14 protein-coding genes and 1 tRNA gene are annotated in these 25,872 nt (G+C 70.2%); 4 read left to right on the forward strand and 11 right to left on the reverse strand.

Annotated features, from left to right (window positions below):
* Positions 1 to 89 precede the first annotated feature (89 nt).
* From ACFWP5_RS17890 to ACFWP5_RS17900, 3 genes are all read left to right on the forward strand, one after another.
* Entirely contained in the window at positions 90 to 5,261 is a 5,172-nt protein-coding gene (locus ACFWP5_RS17890; RefSeq protein ID WP_384156728.1) for an ATP-dependent helicase, read from the forward strand.
* 238 nt (positions 5,262 to 5,499) lie between these two features.
* Entirely contained in the window at positions 5,500 to 6,498 is a 999-nt protein-coding gene (locus ACFWP5_RS17895; protein WP_384156730.1) for an Fpg/Nei family DNA glycosylase, read from the forward strand.
* Positions 6,499 to 6,530: 32 nt separating this feature from the next.
* The gene (locus tag ACFWP5_RS17900; protein WP_384156733.1) at positions 6,531 to 7,295 is read left to right on the forward strand and encodes an SDR family NAD(P)-dependent oxidoreductase; all 765 of its coding nucleotides are present in this window, start codon (positions 6,531 to 6,533) and stop codon (positions 7,293 to 7,295) included.
* On the opposite strand, the gene ACFWP5_RS17905 is transcribed toward ACFWP5_RS17900, so the two are convergent.
* From ACFWP5_RS17905 to ACFWP5_RS17945, 9 genes are all read right to left on the reverse strand, one after another.
* Positions 7,243 to 7,581 (reverse strand): hypothetical protein, encoded by a 339-nt coding sequence (locus ACFWP5_RS17905; protein WP_384156737.1) that lies wholly within the window; start codon positions 7,579 to 7,581, stop codon positions 7,243 to 7,245. The genes ACFWP5_RS17900 and ACFWP5_RS17905 overlap by 53 nt on opposite strands.
* A gap of 308 nt (positions 7,582 to 7,889) precedes the next feature.
* Positions 7,890 to 8,264, reverse strand: coding sequence for a helix-turn-helix domain-containing protein (locus ACFWP5_RS17910; protein WP_019060943.1), 375 nt, complete (start codon positions 8,262 to 8,264; stop codon positions 7,890 to 7,892).
* Positions 8,265 to 8,373: 109 nt separating this feature from the next.
* Entirely contained in the window at positions 8,374 to 8,919 is a 546-nt protein-coding gene (locus ACFWP5_RS17915; RefSeq protein ID WP_384156740.1) for a CinA family protein, read from the reverse strand.
* Positions 8,916 to 9,746, reverse strand: coding sequence for a CDP-diacylglycerol--glycerol-3-phosphate 3-phosphatidyltransferase (pgsA, locus tag ACFWP5_RS17920; protein WP_384156743.1), 831 nt, complete (start codon positions 9,744 to 9,746; stop codon positions 8,916 to 8,918). The genes ACFWP5_RS17915 and pgsA overlap by 4 nt, the downstream gene beginning before the upstream one ends.
* Positions 9,743 to 11,215: a 30S ribosomal protein S12 methylthiotransferase RimO gene (gene rimO, locus ACFWP5_RS17925; protein ID WP_384156746.1), complete on the reverse strand. Its 1,473-nt coding sequence runs from the start codon at positions 11,213 to 11,215 to the stop codon at positions 9,743 to 9,745. The genes pgsA and rimO overlap by 4 nt, the downstream gene beginning before the upstream one ends.
* Positions 11,216 to 11,319: 104 nt before the next feature.
* Positions 11,320 to 12,174, reverse strand: a complete 855-nt coding sequence (locus ACFWP5_RS17930; protein ID WP_384156749.1) for a helix-turn-helix domain-containing protein — start codon at positions 12,172 to 12,174, stop codon at positions 11,320 to 11,322.
* Positions 12,175 to 12,426: 252 nt separating this feature from the next.
* Positions 12,427 to 15,147, reverse strand: a complete 2,721-nt coding sequence (locus tag ACFWP5_RS17935; RefSeq protein ID WP_384156752.1) for a DNA translocase FtsK — start codon at positions 15,145 to 15,147, stop codon at positions 12,427 to 12,429.
* Between the two features lie 123 nt (positions 15,148 to 15,270).
* The gene (locus ACFWP5_RS17940; protein ID WP_363101542.1) at positions 15,271 to 15,948 is read right to left on the reverse strand and encodes a response regulator; all 678 of its coding nucleotides are present in this window, start codon (positions 15,946 to 15,948) and stop codon (positions 15,271 to 15,273) included.
* Between the two features lie 286 nt (positions 15,949 to 16,234).
* On the reverse strand, positions 16,235 to 21,694 hold the full coding sequence (locus ACFWP5_RS17945) for a HAMP domain-containing protein (protein ID WP_384156755.1): 5,460 nt from the start codon (positions 21,692 to 21,694) through the stop codon (positions 16,235 to 16,237).
* A gap of 379 nt (positions 21,695 to 22,073) precedes the next feature.
* Here ACFWP5_RS17945 and ACFWP5_RS17950 point away from each other — a divergent pair, with 379 nt between their 5' ends.
* Complete coding sequence (locus ACFWP5_RS17950; protein ID WP_384156758.1) at positions 22,074 to 24,824, forward strand: SpoIIE family protein phosphatase; 2,751 nt, start codon at positions 22,074 to 22,076, stop codon at positions 24,822 to 24,824.
* Positions 24,825 to 24,874: 50 nt separating this feature from the next.
* On the opposite strand, the gene ACFWP5_RS17955 is transcribed toward ACFWP5_RS17950, so the two are convergent.
* A tRNA-Thr gene (locus tag ACFWP5_RS17955) sits at positions 24,875 to 24,950 on the reverse strand.
* Between the two features lie 95 nt (positions 24,951 to 25,045).
* The gene (locus ACFWP5_RS17960; protein WP_366493447.1) at positions 25,046 to 25,708 is read right to left on the reverse strand and encodes a DegT/DnrJ/EryC1/StrS family aminotransferase; all 663 of its coding nucleotides are present in this window, start codon (positions 25,706 to 25,708) and stop codon (positions 25,046 to 25,048) included.
* Positions 25,709 to 25,872: the final 164 nt, after the last annotated feature.

Below are 25,872 nucleotides of genomic sequence, written 5' to 3' on the forward strand. Positions count from 1 at the left end.
CGGCAGACACCGAAACGGTTCCGCGAGCCGCCGCCGGAGAATTCCCGCAGGTCAGCCGCATTGTCAGTGGTCGGGTGCAGGATGGACGCATGGTCAGCTCCGCACATCGAGCCCTCGACGGCTTCTCCCCCGCGACCCGCGGCTGGTTCACGGGGGCCTTCTCCGCGCCCACCGCGGCCCAGGCGGGCGCGTGGCAGGCCATCGGTGAGGGCTCGGACGTGCTGGTGGTCGCCCCGACCGGCTCCGGCAAGACCCTGGCCGCCTTCCTCGCCGCCCTGGACCAGCTCGCCGCGACACCCCCGCCCGCCGACCCGAAGAAGCGCTGCCGCGTGCTGTACGTGTCTCCGCTCAAGGCACTCGCGGTCGACGTGGAGCGCAACCTCCGCTCCCCGCTCACCGGCATCCGTCAGGAATCCGTCCGCCTGGGCCTGCCCGAGCCCGAGATCAAGGTAGGCATCCGCTCCGGCGACACCCCGCCCGCCGAGCGCCGCGCCCTGTCCACACGCCCGCCGGACATCCTGATCACCACCCCGGAGTCCCTGTTCCTGATGCTCACGTCGGCCACGCGCGACGCGCTGACCGGCATCGAGACGGTGATCCTGGACGAGGTGCACGCGGTCGCGGGCACCAAGCGGGGCGCGCATCTCGCACTGTCCCTGGAGCGGCTGGACGAGCTGCTGCCGAAGCCGGCCCGCCGCATCGGCCTCTCGGCGACCGTGCGCCCGGTCGACGAGGTCGCCCGCTATCTCTCCCCGCACCGCAAGGTGGAGATCGTCCAGCCGAAGTCCGGCAAGGAGTTCAACCTCTCCGTGGTCGTCCCGGTCGAGGATCTGGGCGAGTTGGGCGGCTCCCCGGTGGCCGACGGCAAGGAGGGCGCGGAGAAGCCGTCGATCTGGCCGCATGTCGAGGAGCGCATCACCGACCTCGTCCAGTCGCATCGTTCAACGATCGTGTTCGCCAACTCCCGCCGTCTCGCCGAGCGACTGTGCAACCGGCTCAACGAGATCGCCTACGAGCGCGCGACCGGTGAGCCCCTGGACGAACACCACGCACCGGCCGAGCTGATGGGCGGTTCCGGCGCCGCCCAGGGCGCACCCCCGGTCATCGCCCGCGCCCACCACGGCTCGGTCTCCAAGGAGCAGCGCGCCCAGGTCGAGGAGGACCTCAAGGCGGGCAGGCTCCCCGCTGTGGTGGCCACGTCCAGTCTGGAGCTGGGCATCGACATGGGCGCCGTCGATCTCGTCATCCAGGTGGAGTCGCCGCCCTCCGTGGCCTCCGGCCTCCAGCGCGTGGGCCGCGCGGGACACCAGGTCGGCGCGGTCTCCACGGGTGTGGTCTTCCCGAAGTACCGGGGCGACCTCGTCCAGGCCGCCGTGGTCACCGAGCGCATGCGCACCGGTTCCATCGAGTCCCTGAAGGTCCCCGCCAACCCCCTGGACGTCCTAGCGCAACAGCTCGTCGCGATGACGGCGCTGGACACCTGGCAGGTCGACGACCTGCTCGCCACCGTCCGCCGTGCCGCCCCCTTCGCCTCGCTCCCGGAGTCGGCGTTCACGGCCGTGCTCGACATGCTCGCGGGCCGCTACCCGTCCGACGCGTTCGCGGAACTGCGCCCGCGCGTGGTGTGGGACCGCATCGCCGGCACGATCACCGGCCGCCCCGGGGCGCAGCGCCTCGCCGTCACCTCCGGGGGCACGATCCCCGACCGCGGACTCTTCGGCGTCTTCCTCGCGGGCGCCGACCCCAAGAAGGGCGGCGGCCGGGTCGGCGAGCTGGACGAGGAGATGGTCTACGAGTCCCGGGTGGGCGACGTCTTCACGCTCGGCACCAGCTCCTGGCGGATCGAGGACATCACCCGCGACCGCGTCCTGGTCTCCCCCGCACCCGGCGTCCCCGGCCGGCTCCCCTTCTGGAAGGGCGACCAGCTGGGCCGCCCGCTCGAACTGGGCCGCGCGGTGGGCGCGTTCCTGCGCGAGGTCGGCTCGCAGCCCAAGGAGGACGCCCGCCTGCGCCTCCTCGCCGCGGGCCTCGACGTCTGGGCCGCGGAGAACGTCCTGTCGTACCTGGCCGAACAGCGCGAGGCCTGCGGCCACATCCCGGACGACCGCACGATCGTCGTGGAGCGCTTCCGCGACGAACTCGGCGACTGGCGCGTGGTCATCCACTCCCCCTTCGGCGCCCAGGTCCACGCCCCCTGGGCCCTCGCCCTCGGCGCCCGCCTCTCCGAGCGCTACGGCATGGACGCCCAGGTGATGCACGCCGACGACGGCATCGTCCTGCGGCTGCCCGACGCCGATCTGATGGGCCTGGACCTCCTCGACCAGGAACCCATGAAAGCCGGCGCGGAGTACGACGCCGACCAAGCCCCCGTAGGAGCGGCGGACGTCGCCTTCGACAAGGGCGAGGTCAATCAGATCGTCACCGACCAGGTCGGCGGCTCGGCCCTGTTCGCGGCCCGCTTCCGCGAGTGCGCCGCCCGCGCGCTGCTGCTGCCGCGCCGCAACCCCGGCAAGCGCACCCCGCTGTGGCAGCAGCGCCAGCGCGCCGCCCAACTGCTCCAGGTGGCCAGCGAGTTCGGCTCGTTTCCCATCGTCCTGGAGGCGGTCCGCGAATGCCTCCAGGACGTCTTCGACGTCCCGGGCCTCACCGAACTCATGGGCGACCTGGAGTCCCGCAAAGTGCGCCTCGTCGAGGTCACCACCCCCGAGCCGTCCCCCTTCGCCCGCTCCCTCCTCTTCGGATACGTCGCCCAGTTCCTCTACGAGGGAGACTCACCGCTCGCCGAGCGCCGCGCCGCCGCCCTGTCCCTGGACTCGCACCTGCTGGCCGAACTGCTCGGCCAGGCGGAGCTGCGCGAACTCCTCGACGCCGAGGTGCTGACCGAGCTGGAGCGCGAACTCCAGTGGCTCACCGAGGACCGCCGCATCAAGGACGTCGAGGGCGTCGCCGACCTGCTGCGGATGCTCGGCCCGCTCACCGACGCCGAGTTGGCCGAGCGGGGCGCCGCGCCGCATTGGGCCCAGGAGCTGGCCTCGGCCCGCCGCGCGATCCGGGTCCGTATCGGCGGAGCCGACCACTGGGCGGCGATCGAGGACGCCGGCCGCCTGCGCGACGCACTCGGTACGGCACTGCCGGTCGGCGTCCCGGAGGCGTTCACCGAACCGGTCAAGGACCCGCTCGGCGACCTCCTCGCACGCCACGCCCGCACCCACGGCCCGTTCACGTCGGCCACAGCCGCCGCCCGCTTCGGCCTGGGCGTGGCCGTCACCGACGGCGCGTTGCAGCGGCTCGCGGCGAACGGCCGTGTCGTACAAGGGGAGTTCCACCCGGCCGGGATCGGCCAGGAGTGGTGCGACGCGACGGTGCTGCGCCGCCTGCGCCGCCGCTCCCTGGCCGCGCTGCGGCACGAGTTGGAGCCGGTGCCGCCGGCCGCGCTCGCGCAGTTCCTCCCCCAGTGGCAGCACATCGGCAAGGGCCACGGCCTGCGCGGCATCGACGGACTGGTGCGCGCCGTCGAGCAGTTGCAGGGCGCCTCCGTGCCCGCGTCCGCCCTGGAGAAGCTCGTCCTGCCGTCCCGCGTGGCGAACTACGCACCCGCCATGCTCGACGAACTCACCTCCGCAGGCGAGCTGGTGTGGGCGGGCGCAGGCTCCCTCCCCGGTAAGGACGGCTGGGTCTCCCTGTACCTGGCGGACGCGGCCCCCCTGCTCCTCCCGCCACCGCACCCACTGGAACTCACAGCGCTGCACCAGTCGGTCCTGGACACCCTCTCCGGCGGCTACGGCCTCTTCTTCCGCCAGATCACCGACCAGATCCGCGCGACCACCCACCCCGACGTCACCGATCCCCAGCTGGCCGACGCCGTGTGGGACCTGGCCTGGTCCGGACGGCTCACGAACGACACGCTCGCCCCCATGCGCTCCCTGCTGGGCTCCGGCCGTACGGCAGGTTCCACGGCCCACCGCGCCAAGCGCACGGTCCCGCGCGGGCGCTACGGCTCGCTCACCGCCGCCGCGCGCCCCGCCTCCCGCACCGGGCCGCCGACCGTCGCGGGCCGCTGGTCCCTGCTCCCCGCCCACGAGCCGGACCCCACCGTGCGCGCCCACGCCCTGGCCCGCACCCTGCTCGACCGGCACGGCGTGGTGACCCGGGGAGCGGTCGCCGCGGAGGGCGTCGAGGGCGGCTTCTCGGCGACGTACCGCATCCTGTCCGTCTTCGAGGAGAGCGGTCAGGCACGGCGCGGCTACGTCGTGGAGGGACTCGGCGCCGCCCAGTTCGCGATGGACGGCGCGGTGGACCGCCTCCGCGCGGTCGCCAACGCCCGGGACCGGGGCGACGACCTGCCCACTCCGAACCCCACGGACAACGACCCCTACGGCTTCGGCGCCCTCACCGGCTCCACCTCACCGACCGCCGACTCCGGCAACGGTTCCGCCGACCCCTTCGCCGCCCCGAGCACCACCTACGACTCGCCTGACAACCCTGGCCGCCAGGACCCGTACGCCTCGCCTGACACCCGCAATCGGCAAGCCCCGTACGCCTCCCCTGCCGACCACGGCCGACACGGCGCATCCCACTCCCCCGGCACATCCGGCTCCCCTGGCTCAAACGACTCTCCCGGAGTCCACGACTTCGCCGACGCTTTCGGCCCGTTCACCGACTTCGACGACCTCGACAGCCTGGGCTCGCTGGACGACCACCCCACGAACACAACCTCGGGCGCCCCCACCTCCCGGCACCACCGCACCCCCTCCTCGCACCCCCCGTCCCCGGGCGACTACATCTCCCCCCGCGACTTCCCCGCCCCACCGCCCCAGGGCAACACCAGCTCCCCCTACGCCAATCACCACCCCCGCCGCCCCTCCCTCGCCACCCGAGCCGTGGTCCTGGCCGCCGCCGACCCCGCGAACGCGTACGGCGCCGCCCTCCCCTGGCCCGAGCCGCCGACCGGTGCCGGGCACAAGCCGGGGCGTAAAGCGGGCTCTCTCGTAGTGCTGGTCGAGGGTGAGCTGACCCTCTACATGGAGCGCGGCGGCAAGACCCTGCTCGCCTGGCCCTCCGCACCGGACACCACGGCCTCCGAAGACCCCCGCCTCCAGGCTGCCGCCGAGGCCCTCGCGGCAGCGGCCCGAGCCGGTTCCCTCGGCACGGTCACGGTGGAGCGCGTCAACGGCGCCTCGGCCCTGAGCTCCCCCATCGGCACCCTCCTGGAAGGAGCAGGCTTCATCGCGACACCGCGCGGCCTGCGCCTCCGCGCGTGAGCCGGCTCAACGGCCTTCCGGGGTTCGGTGACCCCTCGCCCCGAGACACCTCTCACCCCGAGCCGCCCCTGCCCCCGAGGCACCTCTCTCGCAAGCCGGCCCTCACCCCATGCCCCCCTCAATCCGAGCCGCCCCTGCCCCCGCGCCACTTCTCACACCCCAAGCCGGACCTCACGTCATGCCGCCCCTCACTCCAACCTGCTCCACGCCCCCTCCCACCCCATGCCACCCTTGACCCATGCCTGAAGGCGACACCGTCTGGCAGACCGCGAAGCGCCTCCACACGGCCCTCGCGGGCAAGGTGCTGACCCGTAGCGACCTGCGCGTGCCCAAGTACGCCACGGCTGACCTCACCGGCCGCACCGTCCTGGACGTCACACCTCGGGGCAAACACCTGCTGACCCGTATCGAGGGCGGCCTCACCCTCCACTCGCATCTGCGGATGGACGGCACCTGGAGGGTCTACGCCAACGGCCAGCGCTGGAGCGGCGGCCCGGCCCACCAGATCCGCGTGATCCTCGGCACCGCCGACCGCACGGCCGTCGGCTACCGCCTCCCCGTCCTCGAACTCCTCCGCACGACCGAAGAACACCGCGCCGTGGGCCACCTCGGCCCCGACCTCCTGGGTCCCGACTGGAACCCGGAACTGGCCCTCGCCAACCTCCTCGCGGACCCCGCGCGCCCCCTCGGAGAAGCCCTGCTCGACCAGCGCAACCTGGCCGGTATCGGCAACATCTACAAAAGCGAACTCTGCTTCCTCCTGGGCGCCACCCCCTGGCTCCCCATCGGCGCACTCCCCGCCGACCGTGCCGCGAAGCTGCCCGCCATCGCCAAGCTGCTCCTGGAAGCCAACCGCGACCGCCCCATCCGCGACACCACAAGCACCATCACGAACGGTTCCCCGAACCAAAACCGCACCACAGGCCGCAGCACCCCAGCCCGCCACGCTCCAGGCACCCGCACCGCAGGCCCCGGCGCCCCGGACCACCACGCCCCACGCGCCCGCGCCACACCCCCAGGGAACACACCCCTCCACTTCCCAGGCCCCCACACCCCCGACCTGTTCGTCTACGGCCGCGCACCCCGCCCCTGCCTCCGCTGCGACACCCCCATCCGCACGGCCAACCAGGGCGACGGCTCCCGCGAACGCCCCACCTACTGGTGCCCCACCTGCCAGGTAGGACCGGCGCCGGGCACCACCCCACCCCGGGGAACTCAGCACCGTACAACTAATTGACGACCCGTCAGGAACCCTCGTACGGTCGGTTCATGCCCGTCAAGGCGTACGACCTCACCGGACGCACCGCTTTCGTCACCGGCGCCGCCAGCGGTATCGGCCGCGCATCCGCCGTGCTGCTCGCCGAGGCGGGCGCCACCGTGCACTGCGCCGATCGCGACGCGCAGGGCCTGCACGAGACGGCGACCCTGATCAAGGACAAGGGTGGCACCGCCCGCATCCACCACCTGGACGTCACCGACCGCGCGCAGGTCAAGCAAGCCGTCGAGTCCTGCGACGAGCTGCACGTCATGGCCGCGGTCGCCGGGATCATGCACAGCAGCACCGTGCTGGAGACCCGGGACGAGGATCTCGACCGGGTGCTGAACGTCAACTTCAAGGGCGTCCTGTACGCCTGCCAGGAGGCGGCCCGGCTGATGCTCGACCGCGGCATCAGGGGCAGCATCGTCACCATGGCGTCCGGCGCGATCGACACCGGAGGATCCGGGCTGCTCTGCTACAGCGTGACCAAGGCGGCCGTCGTCCAACTGACGAAGACGCTGGCGACGGAGCTGGGCCGGCACGGCATCCGCGTCAACGCGGTCGCGCCGGGCTGGGTCCGCACGCCCATGACCGACCGCCACGAGGGCGAGGCGCAGGCCCGTACCGAGGCGCTGATGGTCCGCCTGTCGCCACTGGGCCGGGTAGGTCAGCCGGAGGACATCGCCCACGCCGTGCTGCATCTGGCGTCGGACGCGTCGTCGTTCACGACGGGCCAGATCCTCCGTCCGAACGGTGGCGTGGCGATGCCTTGGTAGCCGGCACCGACTCAGCGCACGGCGACGGCCCGGTGGCCGACTCCATCCCGATGCCGGATGCGACAGACACCCGCCAGGCCTCCCGCCACCGCCCCGTAGCCACGGCCCCCGCCGCCCGCGCCTTCGGCATGCAGTGCACCGGAAGCAGACTCAGCCCCCACCCCCCGGCGGCTACGGCTCCTTCCAGCGCCCCCGCGTGCGGCGTCAGCGCGAGCCGCAGTACGGCCCACCACCACACCGCGCCGAGCACCGACGCGAGCCCCCAGCGTGCTATTCGCCCCGCCATGGCCCCACCTCCAGCCCGACGCTAGAACGTCACGGTCACCCGCAAGAAGGGCGCATCGACGGCACACGGACGCACCACTCGCCTCCACCATGACCGCACCGAGTCACACCGGCAAACGGACCGCCACAGCCGTACAGGGCATCTGACCGGAACGACCGACGCCCGTCAGGCCTCCCGCGACCGTCGACCGTCCCGACGCGAAAAACCCCGGCCGCGCCCCTCCAGGTTTCCCCGGAGAAGCCCCGGCCGGGGCTCGCACACATCGTTGAGGCAGGTCAGCGCCTCATCGGTCTACATCGGCGTGAGCGTCACGCGGCGACCACGTCCACCGCCTCGGCGGGGGCCTTGATGGTCACCCGTTCCGGTGGCACACCGGTCACCGACACGGAACCCAGCATCGGACGAACCGACGTGGGCACAGAACCGGTGGCCGCAGCAGACTGGGCCAGCTCGGCGAGAGCGAGCTCGTCGCTCACTTCCCGCATGAGCTCGGACATCCGTACGTCCAACGCGTCGCAGATGGCGGAGAGCAGTTCGGAGGAAGCCTCTTTCTGCCCCCGCTCCACCTCGGAGAGATAGCCGAGTGAGACTCGGGCGGACGAGGAGACTTCGCGCAGAGTACGGCCCTGGCGCTGGCGCTGCCGACGCAGCACGTCACCCAACAGGCGACGGAGCAGAATCATCGGTGGCTCCCTCCTCGGACCGCGTAGCCGCATCCTTCTCGCCCCACCGTACCGCCTTGCGCCGCGGCCGTGCGGGGAGCGATGTCGTGTTCACTCAGGGCTGCAAACATCAAAACCCCCCGTTCTGTTCCGTATCCTGTGTCCGCTCATTCCCGGTCTGTTCGCTCACGAGCCGCTCCAGAAGCAGCGCGAGTACGCTCCGTACACTCTCTCTACGAATTTCCGCCCGGCCGCCGTTCAACCGCAGCGCGGCCACTTTCCCGCCACCGGCGGCATCCGAATCCGGTCCGGAGGGCCCGTCCACGGCCACGAAAACAGTGCCCACGGGCTGTCCGTCCTGCGGCTCCGGGCCCGCCACACCGGTGGTCGCGATGCCCCAGTCGGCACCCAGGGCCTTCCGCACTCCGGCCGCCATCTGGGCCGCGACCTGCGCGTCCACCGCTCCCCGCTCGGTCAGCAGGGTGGCGTCGACACCGAGCAGCTGATGCTTCAGCTCGGTGGCATAGGCGGTGACCGAACCACGGAAGGCCTTGGAGGCTCCGGGCACCGATGTGATCTCCGCCGCAACCAGACCACCGGTGAGCGACTCGGCGACAGCGAGCGTCGCACCGCTCACCGTCAGTAGTCGCACCACTTCAGTGGCCGTGGAACTCACGCTTCCGTCTCCTCCGACGCCGCCATGCGCTCGGCGATTCCCTGCCTGCGCAGCACAATGGCCTGTCTCACATAGTCGAGCCCGGTCAGCACGGTCAGAACGACCGCCGCCGCCATCACCCAGAACCGCAGAGTGGCCAGCCAGCCCGTCAGCGCCAGCACATACATGCCTACGGCCACGCCCTGGACGAGCGTCTTCAGCTTGCCGCCGCGCGACGCGGGAATGACGCCGTACCGGATGACAACAAAACGCAGCAGCGTGATCCCGAGTTCCCGGCCGAGGATGACGACGGTCACCCACCACGGCAGATCGCCGAGCGAGGACAGACAGATCAGCGCCGCACCCATGATCGCCTTGTCGGCGATGGGGTCGGCGATCTTCCCGAAGTCGGTGACGAGGTCGTACGTGCGCGCCAGATGACCGTCGAACAGGTCGGTGATCATGGCGACGGCGAACGCCGCCCAGGCGAACGAGCGCATCGCCGGGTCGTACCCGCCGTCGGCCAGCATCAGGGCGACGAAGCCGGGGACGAGCAGCAGCCGGAGCATGGTCAGGAAGTTGGCGATGTTCCAGACGCTCGCCTGGTTGACGGCCGCGGCCACGACCTTCGCACCGCGCGCCGGCCTGGGACCACCGGGCCCGCCGGTCTCGACGACACCGGGCGAGGCACCACCGGACACGGCACTACCGGACACGGCACCACCCGAGACGTTGCCCGACATCGCGCCGGAAGAGGCGCCACCGGAGGCCGCACCGGAACCCGCGCTCGCGGGCGCGCCGTTCGCGCTGGAGGTGCCGCCCGCCGCCGATGCCGGGACTCCGGTCATCTGCCCGCCTCCTCACTACACGCGAGCGAACCCAGGAGCGGCTCGGCCACCAGGTCGACACCTTCCGTACCGACCACCTTCGCCTCGACCATACGGCCGACGCTCAGGCCTTCGCCGCTCGTGAGCAGCACCTGGCCGTCCGTCTCCGGCGCCTGGTGCTCGCCGCGGCCGTGGGCGCCGTCCTCGGAGTCCACCGACTCGACCAGCACGTGCACGGTCTCGCCGACGCGATCCTCGGCGCGCTGCGAGACGAGTTCCTCGGCGAGCCGGGAGATGTGCGCGAGCCGCGCGGCCACGACGTCCTCGTCGAGCTTCTTGTCGTACGTCGCCGCCTCCGTGCCCTCCTCGTCGGAGTAGCCGAAGACACCGATGGCGTCCAGCCGCGCGCCGTTCAGGAAGCGCTCCAGCTCGGCGAGGTCGGCCTCGGTCTCGCCGGGGAAGCCGACGATGAAGTTCGAGCGCACGCCGGCCTGCGGGGCCTTGGAGCGGATGGTGTCGAGCAGTTCGAGGAAGCGGTCGGTGTCGCCGAAGCGGCGCATGGCGCGCAGCACGTCGGGCGCGGAGTGCTGGAAGGACAGGTCGAAGTAGGGCGCGATCTTCGGTGTCGAGGTGAGCACGTCGATGAGCCCGGGGCGCATCTCGGCGGGCTGGAGGTAGCTGACCCGTACGCGCTCCAGGCCGTCGATGTCCGCCAGCTCAGGCAGCAGCGTCTCCAGGAGGCGGATGTCGCCCAGGTCCTTGCCGTAGGACGTGTTGTTCTCGGAGACCAGCATGATCTCCTTGACGCCCTGCTCGGCCAGCCAGCGCGTCTCGTTCAGTACGTCGCTCGGGCGCCGGGAGATGAAGGAGCCGCGGAAGGACGGGATGGCGCAGAAGGAGCAGCGCCGGTCGCAGCCGGAGGCGAGCTTCACCGAGGCGACCGGGGCGCCGTCCAGGCGGCGGCGCAGGGGCGCGCGGGGACCCGAGGCGGGCGCGAGGCCGTCCGGGAGGTCGACCGGGCCGTGGCCGGGCAGCGCGACCTCGGCGGCGGACCCCTGCCGCTCGGCGGGGCTGATCGGCAGCAGCTTGCGGCGGTCGCGCGGGGTGTGCGAGGCGTGGATGCCGCCGTTCAGGATGGTCTGCAGGCGGTCGGAGATGTCGGAGTAGTCGTCGAAGCCGAGCACTCCGTCGGCCTCGGGCAGCGCCTCGGCGAGCTCCTTGCCGTACCGCTCGGCCATGCAGCCGACCGCGACGACGGCCTGCGTTCTGCCGTGACCCTTCAGGTCGTTGGCTTCGAGGAGGGCGTCAACGGAGTCCTTCTTGGCGGCCTCGACGAAGCCACAGGTGTTGACGACAGCGACGTCCGCGTCCTCGGCGTCCTCCACGAGTTGCCAGCCGTCCGCCTCCAAGCGGCCTGCGAGCTCCTCCGAGTCCACCTCGTTACGGGCGCAGCCAAGAGTGACGAGTGCGACGGTACGGCGTTCAGGCATGGGCTCAAGACTACTTCGTCCCACTGACACCCCACGTCGAAGGGGTTGGCCGATCTTGGCCAACCCCTTGAACAGTCACCCCGTAGGACGGTTTGCCGGACCGCTCAGCCGACCTCAGGGTCGCCCTTCGTGTACGTAAGACGCTCCACCGCTCCGGGCCGGAAGTCGTCCTGGATCTTCTTGCCGTTGACGTAGAGCTGGATCACACCGGCGTCGCCGAGGATCAGGTTGACCTTCGAGCTGTCCTGGAAGGTCTTGGACTCGCCCTTCTTGAGGAGTCCGTCGAAGAGCATCCGGCCGTTGTGGTCCTTGGCGGAGATCCAGCTGCGGCCGTCGACCGCGCTCACCTGGACCGTCACCTTGTCCTGCGGCGCGGCGGCGATGGCACTGTCGGAGGGGTCGGACTTGGGCGTGGCGGAGTCGGTGTTGGAGGGCTTGGGCGCTGCGGACTTGCTGGCGCTGGGCGTGGCTCCCTGGGCGGCCTGCGACGTGGTGTCGCTGTCGCCGCCCTTGAACGCCGTGAACCCGACGAAGCCGACCACGGCGACGATCGCGGCGACCATGGCCGCGGTCCAGTTGGGGCCCCGCCGCTCCGGACGGATACGTTCCGCCTCGAAGAGCGGCGCCGCCGGCGTCGGGGCCGGGCGCCCGCCGTGATCGTCGTCGTAGCGCGCGAGCAGCGGGGCGGGATCGATGTGGACGGCCTTGGCGAGGGTCCTGATGTGCCCGCGGGCATAGACGTCACCGCCGCAGGGCGTGAAGTCGTCGGCCTCGATGGCGTGCACGATGGCGATGCGGACCCGGGTGGCACCGCTGACGTCGTCGACGGTCAGCCCCGCGGCGATACGTGCCTGCTGCAGGGCTCGGCCGACGGAAGGGCGGGCTTCTTCCTCATGACCGTCTTCGGAACGACCGTCTTCGAACGGAGGGTCGTCTTCAGGGGAGTTGCCGATGGACACGGGGGCGCCTTTCGAGCGTGTAGCCACCTGTGCTGGAAATTCAGTCTAGGGGGGGTACCGAAGGGTGGGGCAACCGGGCGGTGGGACTTTGTACGCCATCGGTATGGCCGGACAGCCTGATGGCGAGCCAGACACGGACCCCATGGTGGGAGCCCCATCTGTCTTCTCGCTCAACTTGACGTACGGCAAAGGGAAACGGTTGCCCGACGATCTCTAACGGGTGAGTCACGGTCGCATCCTTTCGGCGGACGCCTACCCTTCAGACTCCCCGCGGATCACCGCGAGCACGCCATCCAACTCGTCACCCTTCACAAGAACGTCACGTGCCTTGGATCCCTCGCTGGGTCCGACGATGCCCCGGGACTCCATGAGGTCCATGAGCCGCCCGGCCTTGGCGAAGCCGACGCGCAGCTTGCGCTGGAGCATCGAGGTGGACCCGAACTGCGTGGACACGACCAGCTCGGCCGCCTGGCACAGCAGGTCGAGGTCGTCGCCGATGTCCTCGTCGATCTCCTTCTTCTGCTTGCTGCCCACGGTGACGTCTTCCCGGAAGACCGGCGCCATCTGGTCCTTGCAGTGCTGGACGATCACCGCGACCTCGGCCTCGGTGACGAAGGCACCCTGCATACGGGTCGGCTTGTTCGCCCCCATCGGCAGGAACAGCCCGTCGCCCTTGCCGATCAGCTTCTCGGCGCCGGGCTGGTCGAGGATGACCCGCGAGTCGGCGAGCGAGGAGGTGGCGAACGCGAGCCTGGAGGGCACGTTCGCCTTGATCAGACCGGTGACGACGTCTACGGACGGCCGCTGCGTCGCGAGCACGAGGTGGATGCCGGCCGCGCGCGCGAGCTGCGTGATGCGCACGATCGAGTCCTCGACGTCCCGCGGCGCGACCATCATCAGGTCGGCCAGCTCGTCGACGATCACCAGCAGATACGGATAGGTCTTGAGCTCCCGCTCGCTGCCCTCCGGCGTCTTCAGCTTGCCGTCGCGGATGGCCTGGTTGAAGTCGTCGATGTGCCGGTACCCGAAGGCCGCGAGGTCGTCATACCTGAGATCCATCTCGCGTACGACCCACTGGAGCGCCTCGGCGGCCCTCTTCGGGTTGGTGATGATGGGCGTGATCAGGTGCGGGATGCCTTCGTAGGCGGTGAGTTCGACGCGCTTGGGGTCGACGAGGACCATGCGCACGTCCTCGGGGGTCGCGCGGACCATGACGGACGTGATCAGGCAGTTGATGCACGACGACTTACCGGAACCGGTAGCTCCGGCGACCAGCACGTGCGGCATCTTCGCCAGGTTGGCCATCACATAGCCGCCCTCGACGTCCTTGCCGAGCGCCACCAGCATCGGGTGGTCGTCCTCGGCCGCGTCCGCGAGGCGCAGCACGTCGCCCAGGTTGACCATCTCGCGGTCGGTGTTCGGGATCTCGATGCCGACCGCGGACTTGCCGGGGATCGGGCTGATGATCCGCACATCGGGGCTGGCGACGGCGTAGGCGATGTTCTTGGTGAGCGCGGTGATCCGCTCGACCTTGACGGCGGGGCCCAGTTCGACCTCGTAGCGCGTGACCGTCGGCCCGCGCGTGAAGCCGGTGACCGAGGCGTCGACCTTGAACTCCATGAAGACGTTCTGGAGGGAGGCGACGACGATGTCGTTGGCGGCGCTGCGCGTCTTGCCGGGGCCGCCGCGCTCCAGGAGGTCGAGTGACGGGAGGGAGTACGTGATGTCGCCGGACAGCTGGAGCTGCTCGGCCCGCGGCGGCAGGTCGCGCATCTCCTCCGGGGGCGCCTTGGTCAGGTCCGCCACGACGCGCTCGGCCGGCTCGGCCTTGAGCTTCTCCTGCTTGGGGCGCGCGGCGGGGGCCGGGACGGGCGTCGGGGTGGTGTCCTCGCGGTCTCCCCCGACCCGTACGCCCTGGGTGAGGTCGGCGACGATCGGCGAGGGCGGCATGCCGTGCAGGACGGCCCCGTCGAGCGCGGCAGCGGCGGCCGCCGCGACGTCCACGGCGTCCATGGGGCGGTTCATGTCGGGCTGTGGCACGGCGGAGCGTCGGGGGCGGCTCCGGCGCTTGGAGAGGGCGTCCTGCTCGGCGCTGTCGGGGTCGTACGCCTCGGGGGCGCTCCCGCGCTTGCGGGGGCGCGCGGGCAGCGCCTCGCGCCACTGCTCGTCGTAGCGCTCGTCGTCCTCGCCGAACTCGTCCTCGTCGTCGAAGTCGTGGACGATGCCCAGCTTCACGCCGAGCAGCCGCAGGCGCTGCGGGATCGCGTTGACGGGCGTGGCCGTGACGACCAGCAGCCCGAAGACCGTGAGCAGCACGAGCAGGGGTACGGCGAGGACCTCGCCCATCGTGTACGTCAGCGGGGTCGCCACGCCCCAGCCGATGAGGCCGCCGGCGTCCCTTATCGCCTGCATGCCGTCGCTGCGCGCGGGCGCGCCGCAGGCGATGTGGACCTGGCCGAGCACGCCGATGACGAGCGCCGACAGGCCGATCACGATGCGACCGTTGGCCTCGGGCTTCTCGGGGTGCCGGATGAAGCGCACGGCGATCACCGCGAGCAATATCGGCACGAGCAGGTCGAGGCGGCCGAAGGCGCCGGTCACCAGGATCTCGACGAGGTCGCCGACCGGGCCGCGCAGATCGGCCCAGGTGCCGGCGGCGACGATCAGCGCGAGGCCGAACAGCAGTAGCGCGACGCCGTCCTTGCGGTGGGCCGGGTCCAGGTTCTTCGCGCCCTGCCCTATGCCGCGGAACACCGCGCCGACGGCGTGCGCGGTGCCGAGCCAGACGGCGCGCACGAGCCGGACGATGCCCCCGGTGGGGCTGGGCGCCGGCTTGGGCGCCGGGCGGGCGGTCCTCTTGACGACCGCCTTCTTCGCCGGGGCCCTTTTCGCAGCGGCCTTCTTCGCCGGAGCCTTCGCCGGAGCAGCCCTCTTGGCGGGCTGCTTCTTGGCTGCGGAGGGACGTGAGGCCATAGGTGTGAGGTTACCTGTGGAGACGGCAGCGGACACGTGTGCCCACTGCTTCACCCGTTCGTGTCGCCCGTACGGGACAAGGAACTGACGGCCGCTCACGCACAACTGCGCCCGCGGCGGACGTCAGTTCTGCGACGGGACCGAAGGTGCTCCGCTGCCCGTGCCCGGCTCCAGGGCGTCGAGCGCCCGGCGCAGCCCGGTGAGTTTGCGTTCGAGATGGGCCGCGGTGGCCACTGCCGCCGCGTCCGCCGACTCGTCGTCGAGCTGCTTGGACAGCGCCTCCGCCTGCTCCTCGACGGCCGCGAGCCGCGCCGACAGCTCGGCGAGCAGTCCGGCCGGTTCCTTGGCCGCACCGACCGCGGGCTTGCCGTCCAACTGGAGCCGCAGCAGCGCCGCCTGCTCCCGCAGCTGGCAGTTCTTCATGTAGAGCTCGACGAAGACCGAGACCTTCGCGCGCAGCACCCACGGGTCGAACGGCTTCGAGATGTAGTCGACCGCGCCCGCCGCATAACCCCGGAAGGTGTGGTGCGGGCCGTGGTTGATCGCGGTGAGGAAGATGATCGGGATGTCCCGGGTCCGCTCCCGTCGCTTGATGTGCGCGGCGGTTTCGAAACCGTCCATGCCCGGCATCTGGACGTCCAGCAGAATGACCGCGAAGTCGTCCGTCAGCAGTGCTTTGAGCGCTTCCTCCCCGGACGATGCCCGAACCAGTGTCTGATCGAGCGCAGAGAGGATGGCCTCCAGCGCCAGCAGATTCTCCGGCCGGTCATCGACCAGGAGGATCTTGGCCTTCTGCACCATGGCCCGCCCTCCTCGCCCCGGATGTGCACCGGGCGCCGCCCCAGGGGACGACTCTCTTGCGCCGTCCGTCCTTGTGCCGGTCATGGTAGCCGCACCCCGCCTGTCGCCACACCCTGTCACCGTGATGTCACTGTGCACGTAGCAGAAACGCAGCGGGAGACCAGAAGGTTCCCCGAATCCCGTACTTCTACACGGCTTCGGCCACACTCAGTCAGCAACTCCGCGTGGCCACCGAACGTTCCCCGCACCGTTCCCACTGCTTTCCCGTCAAGTCCGGTCGCTTCCTTCACTCCGGGCGCATCCACTGATCCATCACCGACAGCAGGTGATCGGGATCGACCGGCTTGGTGACGTAGTCCGAGGCGCCCGATTCGATCGCCTTCTCCCGGTCGCCCTTCATCGCCTTCGCGGTCAGCGCGATGATCGGGAGCCCGGCGAACTGGGGCATCCTGCGGATCGCAGTCGTCGTCGCGTATCCGTCCATCTCGGGCATCATGATGTCCATCAGAACGACCGTCACATCGTCGTGCTGCTCCAGGACTTCGATGCCCTCACGGCCGTTCTCCGCGTACAGCACGGACAGCCCGTGCTGCTCCAGGACACTGGTCAGCGCGAAGACGTTGCGGATGTCGTCGTCGACGATCAGCACCTTCTCCCCGCCGAACCGGATGCCCCTGCGCGCCGGCGGCGAATCCGGGACCACCCACTGGTCCCGTACGGTCTGCCCCAGTTGGGCGGACTGCTCGACGGCCCTGCGACGGCGCCTGAAGAGCGCGGCGGCACCGTTCTGCGTCTCGTGGTACGACTTCACCTCGGCCGGCGTCTCGATGTCCACCTCGCCCCGCTCCGCGAGTTCGGCGAGTTCCGCCGCGGACGCCACCAGGTCGCCCGCCTCCAGCGCGGGCAGCTGCTGGTAGCCCTGCGGGGGCAGTTCGCTCGGGTGCAGCGGCAAATACAGCGTGAACGTCGAACCGCGTCCCGGTTCGCTCTGCGCGTGGATCTCACCGCCGAGCAGCTGCGCGATCTCCCGGGAGATCGACAGCCCGAGACCCGTACCGCCGTACTTGCGACTGGTCGTACCGTCCGCCTGCTTGAACGCCTCGAAGATCACCCGCATCTTGCTGCCCGCGATCCCGATCCCGGTGTCGGTCACCGAGAACGCGATCAGGCCGGCGTCCGCGTCCCGCAGTGAACCGGCCTCCAGGAGCTGCTCCCGGATCGCCACCGGCACATCCGCGCCGGCCGGCCGGATGACCAGCTCGACCGCCCCGGAGTCGGTGAACTTCACCGCGTTGGACAGCAGGTTGCGCAGCACCTGAAGGAGCCGCTGCTCGTCGGTGTGCAGCGTGGCGGGCAGTTCGGGCGACACCCGTACGGACAGGTCGAGGCCCTTCTCCGCGGTCAGCGGGCGGAAAGTGGCCTCTACGTAGTCGACGAGTTGGACGAGCGCGATACGCGTCGGGGAGACGTCCATCTTGCCCGCCTCGACCTTCGACAGGTCCAGGATGTCGTTGATCAGCTGGAGCAGGTCGGACCCCGCGCCATGGATCGTCTCGGCGAACTCGACCTGCTTCGGGGAGAGGTTTCCCTCCGCGTTGTCGGCGAGCAACTTGGCCAGGATCAGCAGCGAGTTGAGCGGTGTGCGCAGTTCGTGCGACATGTTCGCGAGGAACTCGCTCTTGTAGCGCATCGACACCGCGAGCTGCTCGGCGCGCTCCTCCAGGACCTGCCGCGCCTCCTCGATCTCGGTGTTCTTGACCTCGATGTCCCGGTTCTGCTGGGCCAACAGCTCGGCCTTCTCCTCCAGTTCGGCGTTGGACGACTGGAGTGCCTTCTGCCGGTTCTCCAACTCGGCCGACCGCTCCCGGAGTTGCTCGGTCAGCTCCTGCGACTGCTTCAGCAGTACCTCCGTCTTGGTGTTGACGGAGATGGTGTTGACGCTGGTCGCGATCATCTCGGCGATCTGGTTGAGGAAGTCCTTCTGGATGTGCGTGAAGGGCGTGAAGGAGGCCAGCTCGATGATGCCGAGCACCTTCCCCTCGAACAGCACCGGAAGCACGATCACCTGTGCGGGCGGCGCCTCCCCGAGCCCCGAGGAGATCTTCAGATAGCCGCTGGGCGCGTTCTCCACGAGGATCGTGCGCCGCTCCTGGGCGGCCGTCCCGATCAGCGCCTCACCGGGCCTGAACGAGGTCGGCATGGAGCCCATGGAGTAGCCGTACGACCCGAGCATGCGCAGTTCGTACGCCTCCTCGCCCTCCACGTCCGCCAGGGGCAGCGCGAGGAAGAACGCGCCGTGCTGGGCGGAGACCACCGGTGTCAGCTCGCTCATGATCAGCGAGGCGACGTCGTCCAGGTCGCGGCGGCCCTGCATCAGCGCGGAGATGCGGGCGAGGTTGCCCTTGAGCCAGTCCTGCTCCTTGTTGGCGATCGTGGTGTCGCGCAGGTTGGCGATCATCTTGTTGATGTAGTCCTGCAGTTCCTGGATCTCGCCGGCGGCGTCGACGTCGATCTTCAGGTTCAGGTCGCCACGGGTCACCGCGGTCGCCACGCGCGCGATGGCACGCACCTGCCGGGTCAGGTTCCCGGCCATCTCGTTCACCGACTCGGTGAGGTCGCGCCAGGTGCCGTCGACGTCACGCACGCGTGCCTGGCCGCCGAGTTGGCCCTCCGTGCCCACCTCGCGGGCGACCCGGGTGACCTCCTCGGCGAAACTGGACAGCTGATCGACCATCGTGTTGATCGTCGTCTTCAGTTCGAGGATCTCGCCGCGCGCGTCGATGTCGATCTTCTTGGTCAGGTCGCCCTTGGCGATGGCCGTGGTGACCATCGCGATGTTGCGCACCTGACCGGTCAGGTTGGACGCCATCCCGTTCACGGACTCGGTGAGGTCCTTCCACGTGCCGGCCACACCGGGCACGCGCGCCTGACCGCCGAGGATGCCGTCCGTACCCACCTCGCGGGCCACCTTGGTGACCTGGTCGGCGAACGAACTCAGCGTCTTCACCATGGTGTTGAAGGTGTCCGCGAGCTGCGCGACCTCGCCGCGCGCCTCGATCGTCACCGTCCGCGTCAGGTCGCCGTTGGCGACGGCCGCCGCGACCTGGGAGATGTTCCGCACCTGCATGGTCAGGTTGTTGGCCATCAGGTTGACGTTGCCGCTGAGGTCCTTCCAGATGCCCGTGACACCCGGAACGTGCGCCTGGCCGCCCAGGATGCCCTCGGTGCCCACCTCGCGGGCCACGCGGGTCACCTGCTCGGCGAAGGACGACAGTTGATCGACCATCGTGTTGACCGTGGTGACGAGTTCGAGGATCTCGCCCTTGGCGTCGACGGTGATCTTCTTGGAGAGGTCGCCCTTGGCGACGGCGGTCGTGACCTCGGCGATCTGGCGCACCTGGATGGTCAGGTTGTTCGCCATGAAGTTCACCGACTGCGTGAGGTCCTTCCAGGTGCCGGAGACACCCTGCACCTCGGCCTGACCGCCCAGCTGCCCCTCGGTGCCCACCTCGCGGGCCACCCGCGTGACCTCCTCGGCGAACGAGGACAGCTGGTCGACCATCGTGTTCAGGGTGTTCTTCAGCTCCAGGATCTCCCCGCGCGCGTCCACGGTGATCTTCTGGGACAGGTCACCCCGGGCCACCGCGGTCGCGACCTGCGCGATGTTGCGCACCTGGGCGGTGAGGTTGCCGGCCATGCCGTTCACCGAGTCGGTCAGGTCGCGCCACACACCGGCGACGCCGGGCACCTGCGCCTGCCCGCCCAGACGGCCCTCCGTGCCCACCTCGCGGGCCACCCGGGTCACCTGGTCGGCGAAGGCGGACAGCTGGTCGACCATCGTGTTGATGGTGTTCTTCAGCTCCAGGATCTCGCCACGCGCGTCCACGTCGATCTTCTGGGACAGGTCGCCCTGGGCCACCGCCGTCGTCACCTGGGCGATGTTGCGCACCTGGGAGGTCAGGTTCCCGGCCATCGAGTTGACGGAGTCGGTGAGTTCCTTCCAGGTGCCCGAGACGCCGTCCACGCGCGCCTGGCCACCGAGACGACCCTCCGTGCCCACGTCACGGGCCATCCGGGTCACCTGGTCGGCGAACGACGACAGCTGGTCCACCATCGTGTTGACGGTGTTCTTCAACTGAAGCATCTCGCCGGACACGTCGACGGTGACCTTCTGCGACAGGTCGCCATTGGCCACGGCCGTCGTCACCTGGGCGATGTTCCTCACCTGTCCGGTGAGGTTGCGGAACGCTGTGTTGACGGAGTCCGTCAGGTCCTTCCACGTTCCGGCCGCGCCCGGCACCTGTGCCTGGCCGCCCAGTTCACCCTCGACACCGATCTCGCGCGCCACGCGCGTGACCTCGGCACCGAACGAGGACAGCTGGTCCACCATCCCGTTGACGGTGTTCTTCAGTTCCAGCATCTCGCCGGCCACGTTCACGGTGACCTTCTGGGACAGGTCACCGCTCGCCACGGCCGTCGTCACGGCGGCGATGTCCCGCACCTGGATCGTCAGGTTCCGGAAGACCGTGTTCACCGAATCGGTGAGGTCCTTCCACGTTCCCGCCGCACCCGGCACGTTCGCCTGCCCGCCGAGCTGTCCCTCGGCACCGACCTCGTTGGCCACGCGTGTGACCTCGTCGGCGAAGGTGCGCAGCGTCTCGGTCATCTGGTTGATCGTCTCGGCGAGCTGGGCGACCTCGCCCCGCGCCGACACCGTCACCTTCTGCGACAGGTCACCGTTGGCGACAGCCGTCGTCACCTGGGCGATCCCGCGCACCTGGGCCGTCAGGTTCCCGGCCATGATGTTCACCGAGTCGGTGAGGTCTTTCCACACACCGGCCACACCCGGCACCTGTGCCTGGCCGCCCAGCTCGCCCTCGGTGCCCACCTCGCGGGCGACTCGCGTCACCTCGGAGGAGAACGACGACAGCTGGTCCACCATCGTGTTGACGGTGTTCTTGAGCTCCAGCATCTCGCCGGCGACATGGACCGTGACCTTCCGCGACAGGTCGCCCTTGGCGACCGCCGTGGTCACCAGGGCGATGTCCCGCACCTGGGCCGTCAGCCGGTACGCCATCGTGTTGACCGACTCCGTGAGGTCCTTCCACGAGCCGGACATGCCACGCACGCGTGCCTGCCCGCCCAGCTTGCCCTCTGTGCCCACCTCGCTGGCCACGCGTGTGACCTCGTCGGTGAACGTCGACAGCTGGTCGACCAGGTTGTTGACGGTCCGCCCGACCTTCAGGAACTCCCCGCGCAACGGATGCCCGGTCCCGTCCGGCGCCTGTGTCCGCAGCTCCATGCGCGGCGACAGATCACCCTCCGCCACCGCGGACAGCACCCGTCCGACCTCGGAGACGGGCCGTACGAGGTCGTCCACGAGGGCGTTGGAGGCATCGATGGCCGACGCCCAGGAACCCTCGCAGGCGCCCGTCTCCAGCCGCTCCGTGAGCTTTCCCTCACGTCCCACCACGCGCCGCACCCGGGACAGCTCACCCGTGAGATGCAGATTGCGGTCGGCCACCTCGTTGAACACGGCGGCGATCTCCGACATCACGCCGTCGCCGGACACCGTGAGCCGCTTGCGGAAGTTCCCGTCCCGCATGGAGACGAGAGCCGTCAGCAGCCGGTCCAACGAGGCCGCGTCCACCTCCGTGGTCCCATTGCGCGGTTTACGCTGGTTCTTCAGGGACTGTCCGCCTTTCGCGCGCGTCTTAGTGCCCCGCGTCGCTGCGCCAGACTCCACTGTGTCCCTCCCGCAGGGGTCGACCGTTACTGCTGTGCTCAGGTGCTCTTGCTCGGCGTATCAGCTACTGCCGCGTATCTCTGCCCGGTTTACCGGGCTTCAACAGGGTGTGGCGCCCTCCGTACACAGAAGACACCCGGCCCGCCCGGACCTTCACCAGAATCCTGCCCAGTGTTTCACCCTGCCTGAACCAGGCCATAACAGTTCGGCAGCTTCGCACACGGTCCGCACACCCTCAGGACGGAAACACTGCGGACCGGCATCCGCATGGACGGTGAAGGTAAGTAACCTTGCATGCGGCTGTCCAGCCACGCCGGTTCCGTCCGGCCTGGGCGGTGGCACGAGCACGAGCGGGCAGGCATCGGAGGGGCACCGCACCATGACCACCGGACTGCATCCTGGGGGAACGCCCCAGGATCCCCCGCCGACCGGAAACCAGCCGGTGCCCCGGCAGGCGACGATCGGCCATGGCGACCTGCCCGCCGACGACAGGCCGAGGAGTTCTGTGATCACCGCGCGCGCGGCCGCCAGTTTCGACCCCGTCGGACGATCGGTCGCCACCGCGCGGTCCTTCGTCCGCGACACCCTGCAGGGCTGGGGCTTCGCCGACATCGTCGACGACGCCGTGGTCCTCACCAGCGAGCTGGTGACCAACGCCGTGGTCCACGCGGGCACGGCCGCGGATGTTCTGTGTCTGCGGAGTGACGACGGTGCAAGGATCGAGGTCGCCGACCACTACCCGGAGCGTGAGATCCCCCTCCAGGGGGCCGCGATCACCATGAGCAGCCCCGACCGCGAGGGCGGCCGCGGCCTCCAGCTGTGCGCGGCCCTGGCCAGCCGCTGGGGCGTCGACTACACCCCCACGCAGAAACTGGTCTGGTTCCAACTCGACCTCCCCGCACGCCCGGTGGGCACCCGCGCGGCCGGCCCGTCCCTGCCGGCCGCCCTGCTCCCGCTCGCCGACGGCAGGGTCCGCGTCGCGGTCGTCCAGATCGACCGTACGGGCTCCATCGCGTCCTGGAACGAGGACGCCGAGGAACTCTTCGGCTACGCCGCCGAGCAGGTCACCGGCAAGCCCCTCACCGACCTCGCCGCCTGGCCGCACACCCCGGGCACCAGCACCGGCATCGCCGAGGCACTCCGCCTCTCCCGCTGGGAGGGCACCTACGGCATCCGCGGCGCCGACGGACGCGTGACCCCGGTCTACGCCTCCCACCTCCGCGTCCGCGACACCGGCGGCGAGCCGTCAACCGTGTGCCTCCTGGTGAGGGACCACGAACGCGCGGTTCTGCAGACCCCGTTGCGCGGCCCCGCCCCCGACGCGGCGTCCACCCCGGACGGCCACAACGCCGACCCCTTCGAGGTGTTCATCGGCTCCCCCGCGCCGGACGACCTCGACGGCCTCCTCCAACGCACGGTCGAACGCGCCCGCGACATGCTCGACGGCGACTCCGCCTTCCTGCTCCTCGCGACCGACGACGAAACGGAGTTGGAGGTCCGCGCCTCCACCGGCCTGCCCTCCGCCCGCCAGCGCTTCGCGCGCGTACCCGTCGAAGCCGGCCCCGGCCGCTACGGCTCCGCCCGCATGCCGGCCGTCCACGAGGACCTACAGGCCGTCCCGGGCGCCGTACCGCTCCTCAGCGGCACCGGAATGCGCTCGGTCGTGACGGTCCCGCTGAAGGTCGAGGGCCGCCTCACCGGCTCCCTCGGGGTCGCCGCCGAGGCCCCCAACAGATACTCGAACGAAGAGGCCCTGCGCCTCCAATTCGCCGCGGACCGCATCGCGTTGGCGGTGGAGTCGGCCCGCCTGGGCGAACTGGAACGCCTGCGCCGCGGCTCGCTCAGCTTCCTGGTCGAGGCCTCCGACCTCCTCGCGGGCACCTTGGACCGCGACCAAACCCTGGCGCTGATGGCCCAGATGACCGTCCCGACCCTCGCGACCTGGTGCGCGGTCTACACGATCGCCGACCAGTCCTCGGACCCGTACCTCTCCTACGTCCTGCACGAGGACGAGGAATTCATCGACGGCATCAAGTCGTTGCTCTCCAAGATCGCCCCTCCGGACCCGGTCCCCACCCCCGGCGCCCGCGTCTGGGCCGCCCCCGCCGAGGCCGCCCACCAGGCCGCCCTGCGCACCTCCATGCGCAGCCTCGGCCTGGGCGAACCGACCCGCCGCGTCAGCTCGGGCATCGGCCCAACTCTCGCCACGGCTTCGGCAGTCGGCGGCGAGACGGTCGTCCTCCCCCTGGTCGCCCGCAACCGCGTCATCGGCATGCTGACCCTCGGCAAGCCCACCGACGAACACTTCCGCCAGGAAATCCTGGAACTGGCCGAGGACTTGAGCCGCCGTGCCGCCCTCGCCCTCGACAACGCCCGCCTGTACTCGGAGCGCACGGCCATCAGCCAGTCCCTCCAGCGCAGCCTCCTGCCCCCCGACCTCCCGCACATCGAGGGCGTCGAGGTCGAGGTCATCTACCGCGCGGCCGGCGAGGGCAACGAGGTGGGCGGCGACTTCTACGACCTCTTCCCCATCCGCGACGGCGTCTACGGCTTCGCCATCGGCGACGTCTGCGGCACAGGCCCCGAGGCCGCCGCGGTCACCGGCCTGGCCCGCCACGCCCTCCGCCTGCTCGCCAGGGAGGGCTTCAGCGGCCCAGCTGTCCTGGAGCGCCTCAACTCCGCGATCCTCGACGAGGGAGCCCGCAGCCGCTTCCTGACGCTCCTCTACGGCGAGTTGTGGCCCCAGGAGGACGGCAGCGCCAAGCTGAAGGTGGTCTGCGCCGGCCACCCGCTCCCGCTCCGCCTGCGCCAGGACGGCACGGTCGAACCGGCCGCCGAACCCCAGCCCCTCCTGGGCGTCATGGACGACCTGGAGCTCTACGAGCAGACGGTCACCCTCGACCCCGGCGACGTCCTCCTGTGCGTCACGGACGGCGTCACGGAACGCCGCGAGGGCACCCGCATGCTCGGCGACGACGGCCTCACGGACGTCCTCACGACCTGCACGGGCCTCACGGCCGGCGCGGTCGCGGCCCGCGTCATGCGCGCGGTCGAACGCTTCGCGTCGGACGCCCCGTCCGACGACATGGCCATCCTGGCGATGCGCGTCCCGGGTCTCCAGAAGGACTGACCCCCAACACGCCGACGCCCCCCCCCAATTGGGCGGGGCCTTCTGATGTCTGGAGCCCTCTAACGGAATCGAACCGTTGACCTTCTCCTTACCATGGAGACGCTCTACCGACTGAGCTAAGAGGGCCTGTCGCTTTCCCGAGGTTCCCCTCGCGGCAACGAAAAGAATCATACCCCGAACAGGCCCGTGCGCCCAACCACCGCCGCCCGACCCCGACTCGATCAGAAAGCGGGCTGCAACAGTCCCCCGAGCGCGTTGCACGCAGAAACGATCCGCTGCATCTCCCGCTTGGTCAACGAGGCGTCCACCGGCAGCGCGAGCGTCTCGTCCGCCGCCCGCTCGGTCTCCGGCAGCGCCACACACCGCCGGAACTCCGGCAGCCGGTGCACAGGCGTCTTCACCGGCACCCGGCACTCAACTCCCCTACCGCGCACGGCCCGAGCGAAGGCATCACGATCCGGCCGCCCGTTCCCCGGCACCCGCACGACGTACTGCTGGTAGGTGTGCCCGTCCCCGCCGTCGGGCGTCCGCACCCCGCGCAACTTCGCATCAAGATAGGCAGCCCGCTCCCGCCGCTGAGCCACCTCGTCGTACGGCGCCTCGGACTCCCCCTGCTGCAACACCAACAGCCCATGCCGCTGCCCGACCCCGAGCAACCGCCCGACATCAGCCGACCGACCGAACCGATGTACGACAACTATCGCCGCCGTACGCGGAGTTACGGCCGCTTCGACAGCGGACGCGTCGAGGCAGTAGGTCACCGGATCTATGTCGGCGAACACCGGCAGCCCACCCGCCAGGGTGACGGCCTCGGCGACTTCCACGTTCCCGAACGCCGGCACGACGACCTCGTCACCGAGTCCGACGCCCGCGGCCCTGAGCATTGCAGCAGTACCCATGCTCGGATGGTGATTGCGCAACGTGAACTTCAAGTGACGCGCAACAAAAAAGGGTTGGACCCCGAACCGAAGTTCAGGATCCAACCCTTTCAATATTTGTTCGGCGGTGTCCTACTCTCCCACAGGGTCCCCGCACTCCACAACGAGCC

Source organism: Streptomyces sp. NPDC058469 (assembly GCF_042721125.1).
Lineage (GTDB): Bacteria > Actinomycetota > Actinomycetes > Streptomycetales > Streptomycetaceae > Streptomyces.

Coding starts and splice junctions, on each gene's coding strand:
- ACFWP5_RS17905 (WP_384156737.1), bottom strand. CDS start 7,581: ATGGCGGGGCGAATAGCACGCTGGGGGCTCGCGTCGGTGCTCGGCGCG.
- ACFWP5_RS17940 (WP_363101542.1), bottom strand. CDS start 15,948: ATGGTGCAGAAGGCCAAGATCCTCCTGGTCGATGACCGGCCGGAGAAT.
- ACFWP5_RS17910 (WP_019060943.1), bottom strand. CDS start 8,264: ATGATTCTGCTCCGTCGCCTGTTGGGTGACGTGCTGCGTCGGCAGCGC.
- ACFWP5_RS17890 (WP_384156728.1), top strand. CDS start 90: ATGGTCAGCTCCGCACATCGAGCCCTCGACGGCTTCTCCCCCGCGACC.
- ACFWP5_RS17960 (WP_366493447.1), bottom strand. CDS start 25,708: ATGCTCAGGGCCGCGGGCGTCGGACTCGGTGACGAGGTCGTCGTGCCG.
- pgsA (WP_384156743.1), bottom strand. CDS start 9,746: ATGACCGGAGTCCCGGCATCGGCGGCGGGCGGCACCTCCAGCGCGAAC.
- ACFWP5_RS17895 (WP_384156730.1), top strand. CDS start 5,500: ATGCCTGAAGGCGACACCGTCTGGCAGACCGCGAAGCGCCTCCACACG.
- ACFWP5_RS17900 (WP_384156733.1), top strand. CDS start 6,531: ATGCCCGTCAAGGCGTACGACCTCACCGGACGCACCGCTTTCGTCACC.
- rimO (WP_384156746.1), bottom strand. CDS start 11,215: ATGCCTGAACGCCGTACCGTCGCACTCGTCACTCTTGGCTGCGCCCGT.
- ACFWP5_RS17950 (WP_384156758.1), top strand. CDS start 22,074: ATGACCACCGGACTGCATCCTGGGGGAACGCCCCAGGATCCCCCGCCG.
- ACFWP5_RS17935 (WP_384156752.1), bottom strand. CDS start 15,147: ATGGCCTCACGTCCCTCCGCAGCCAAGAAGCAGCCCGCCAAGAGGGCT.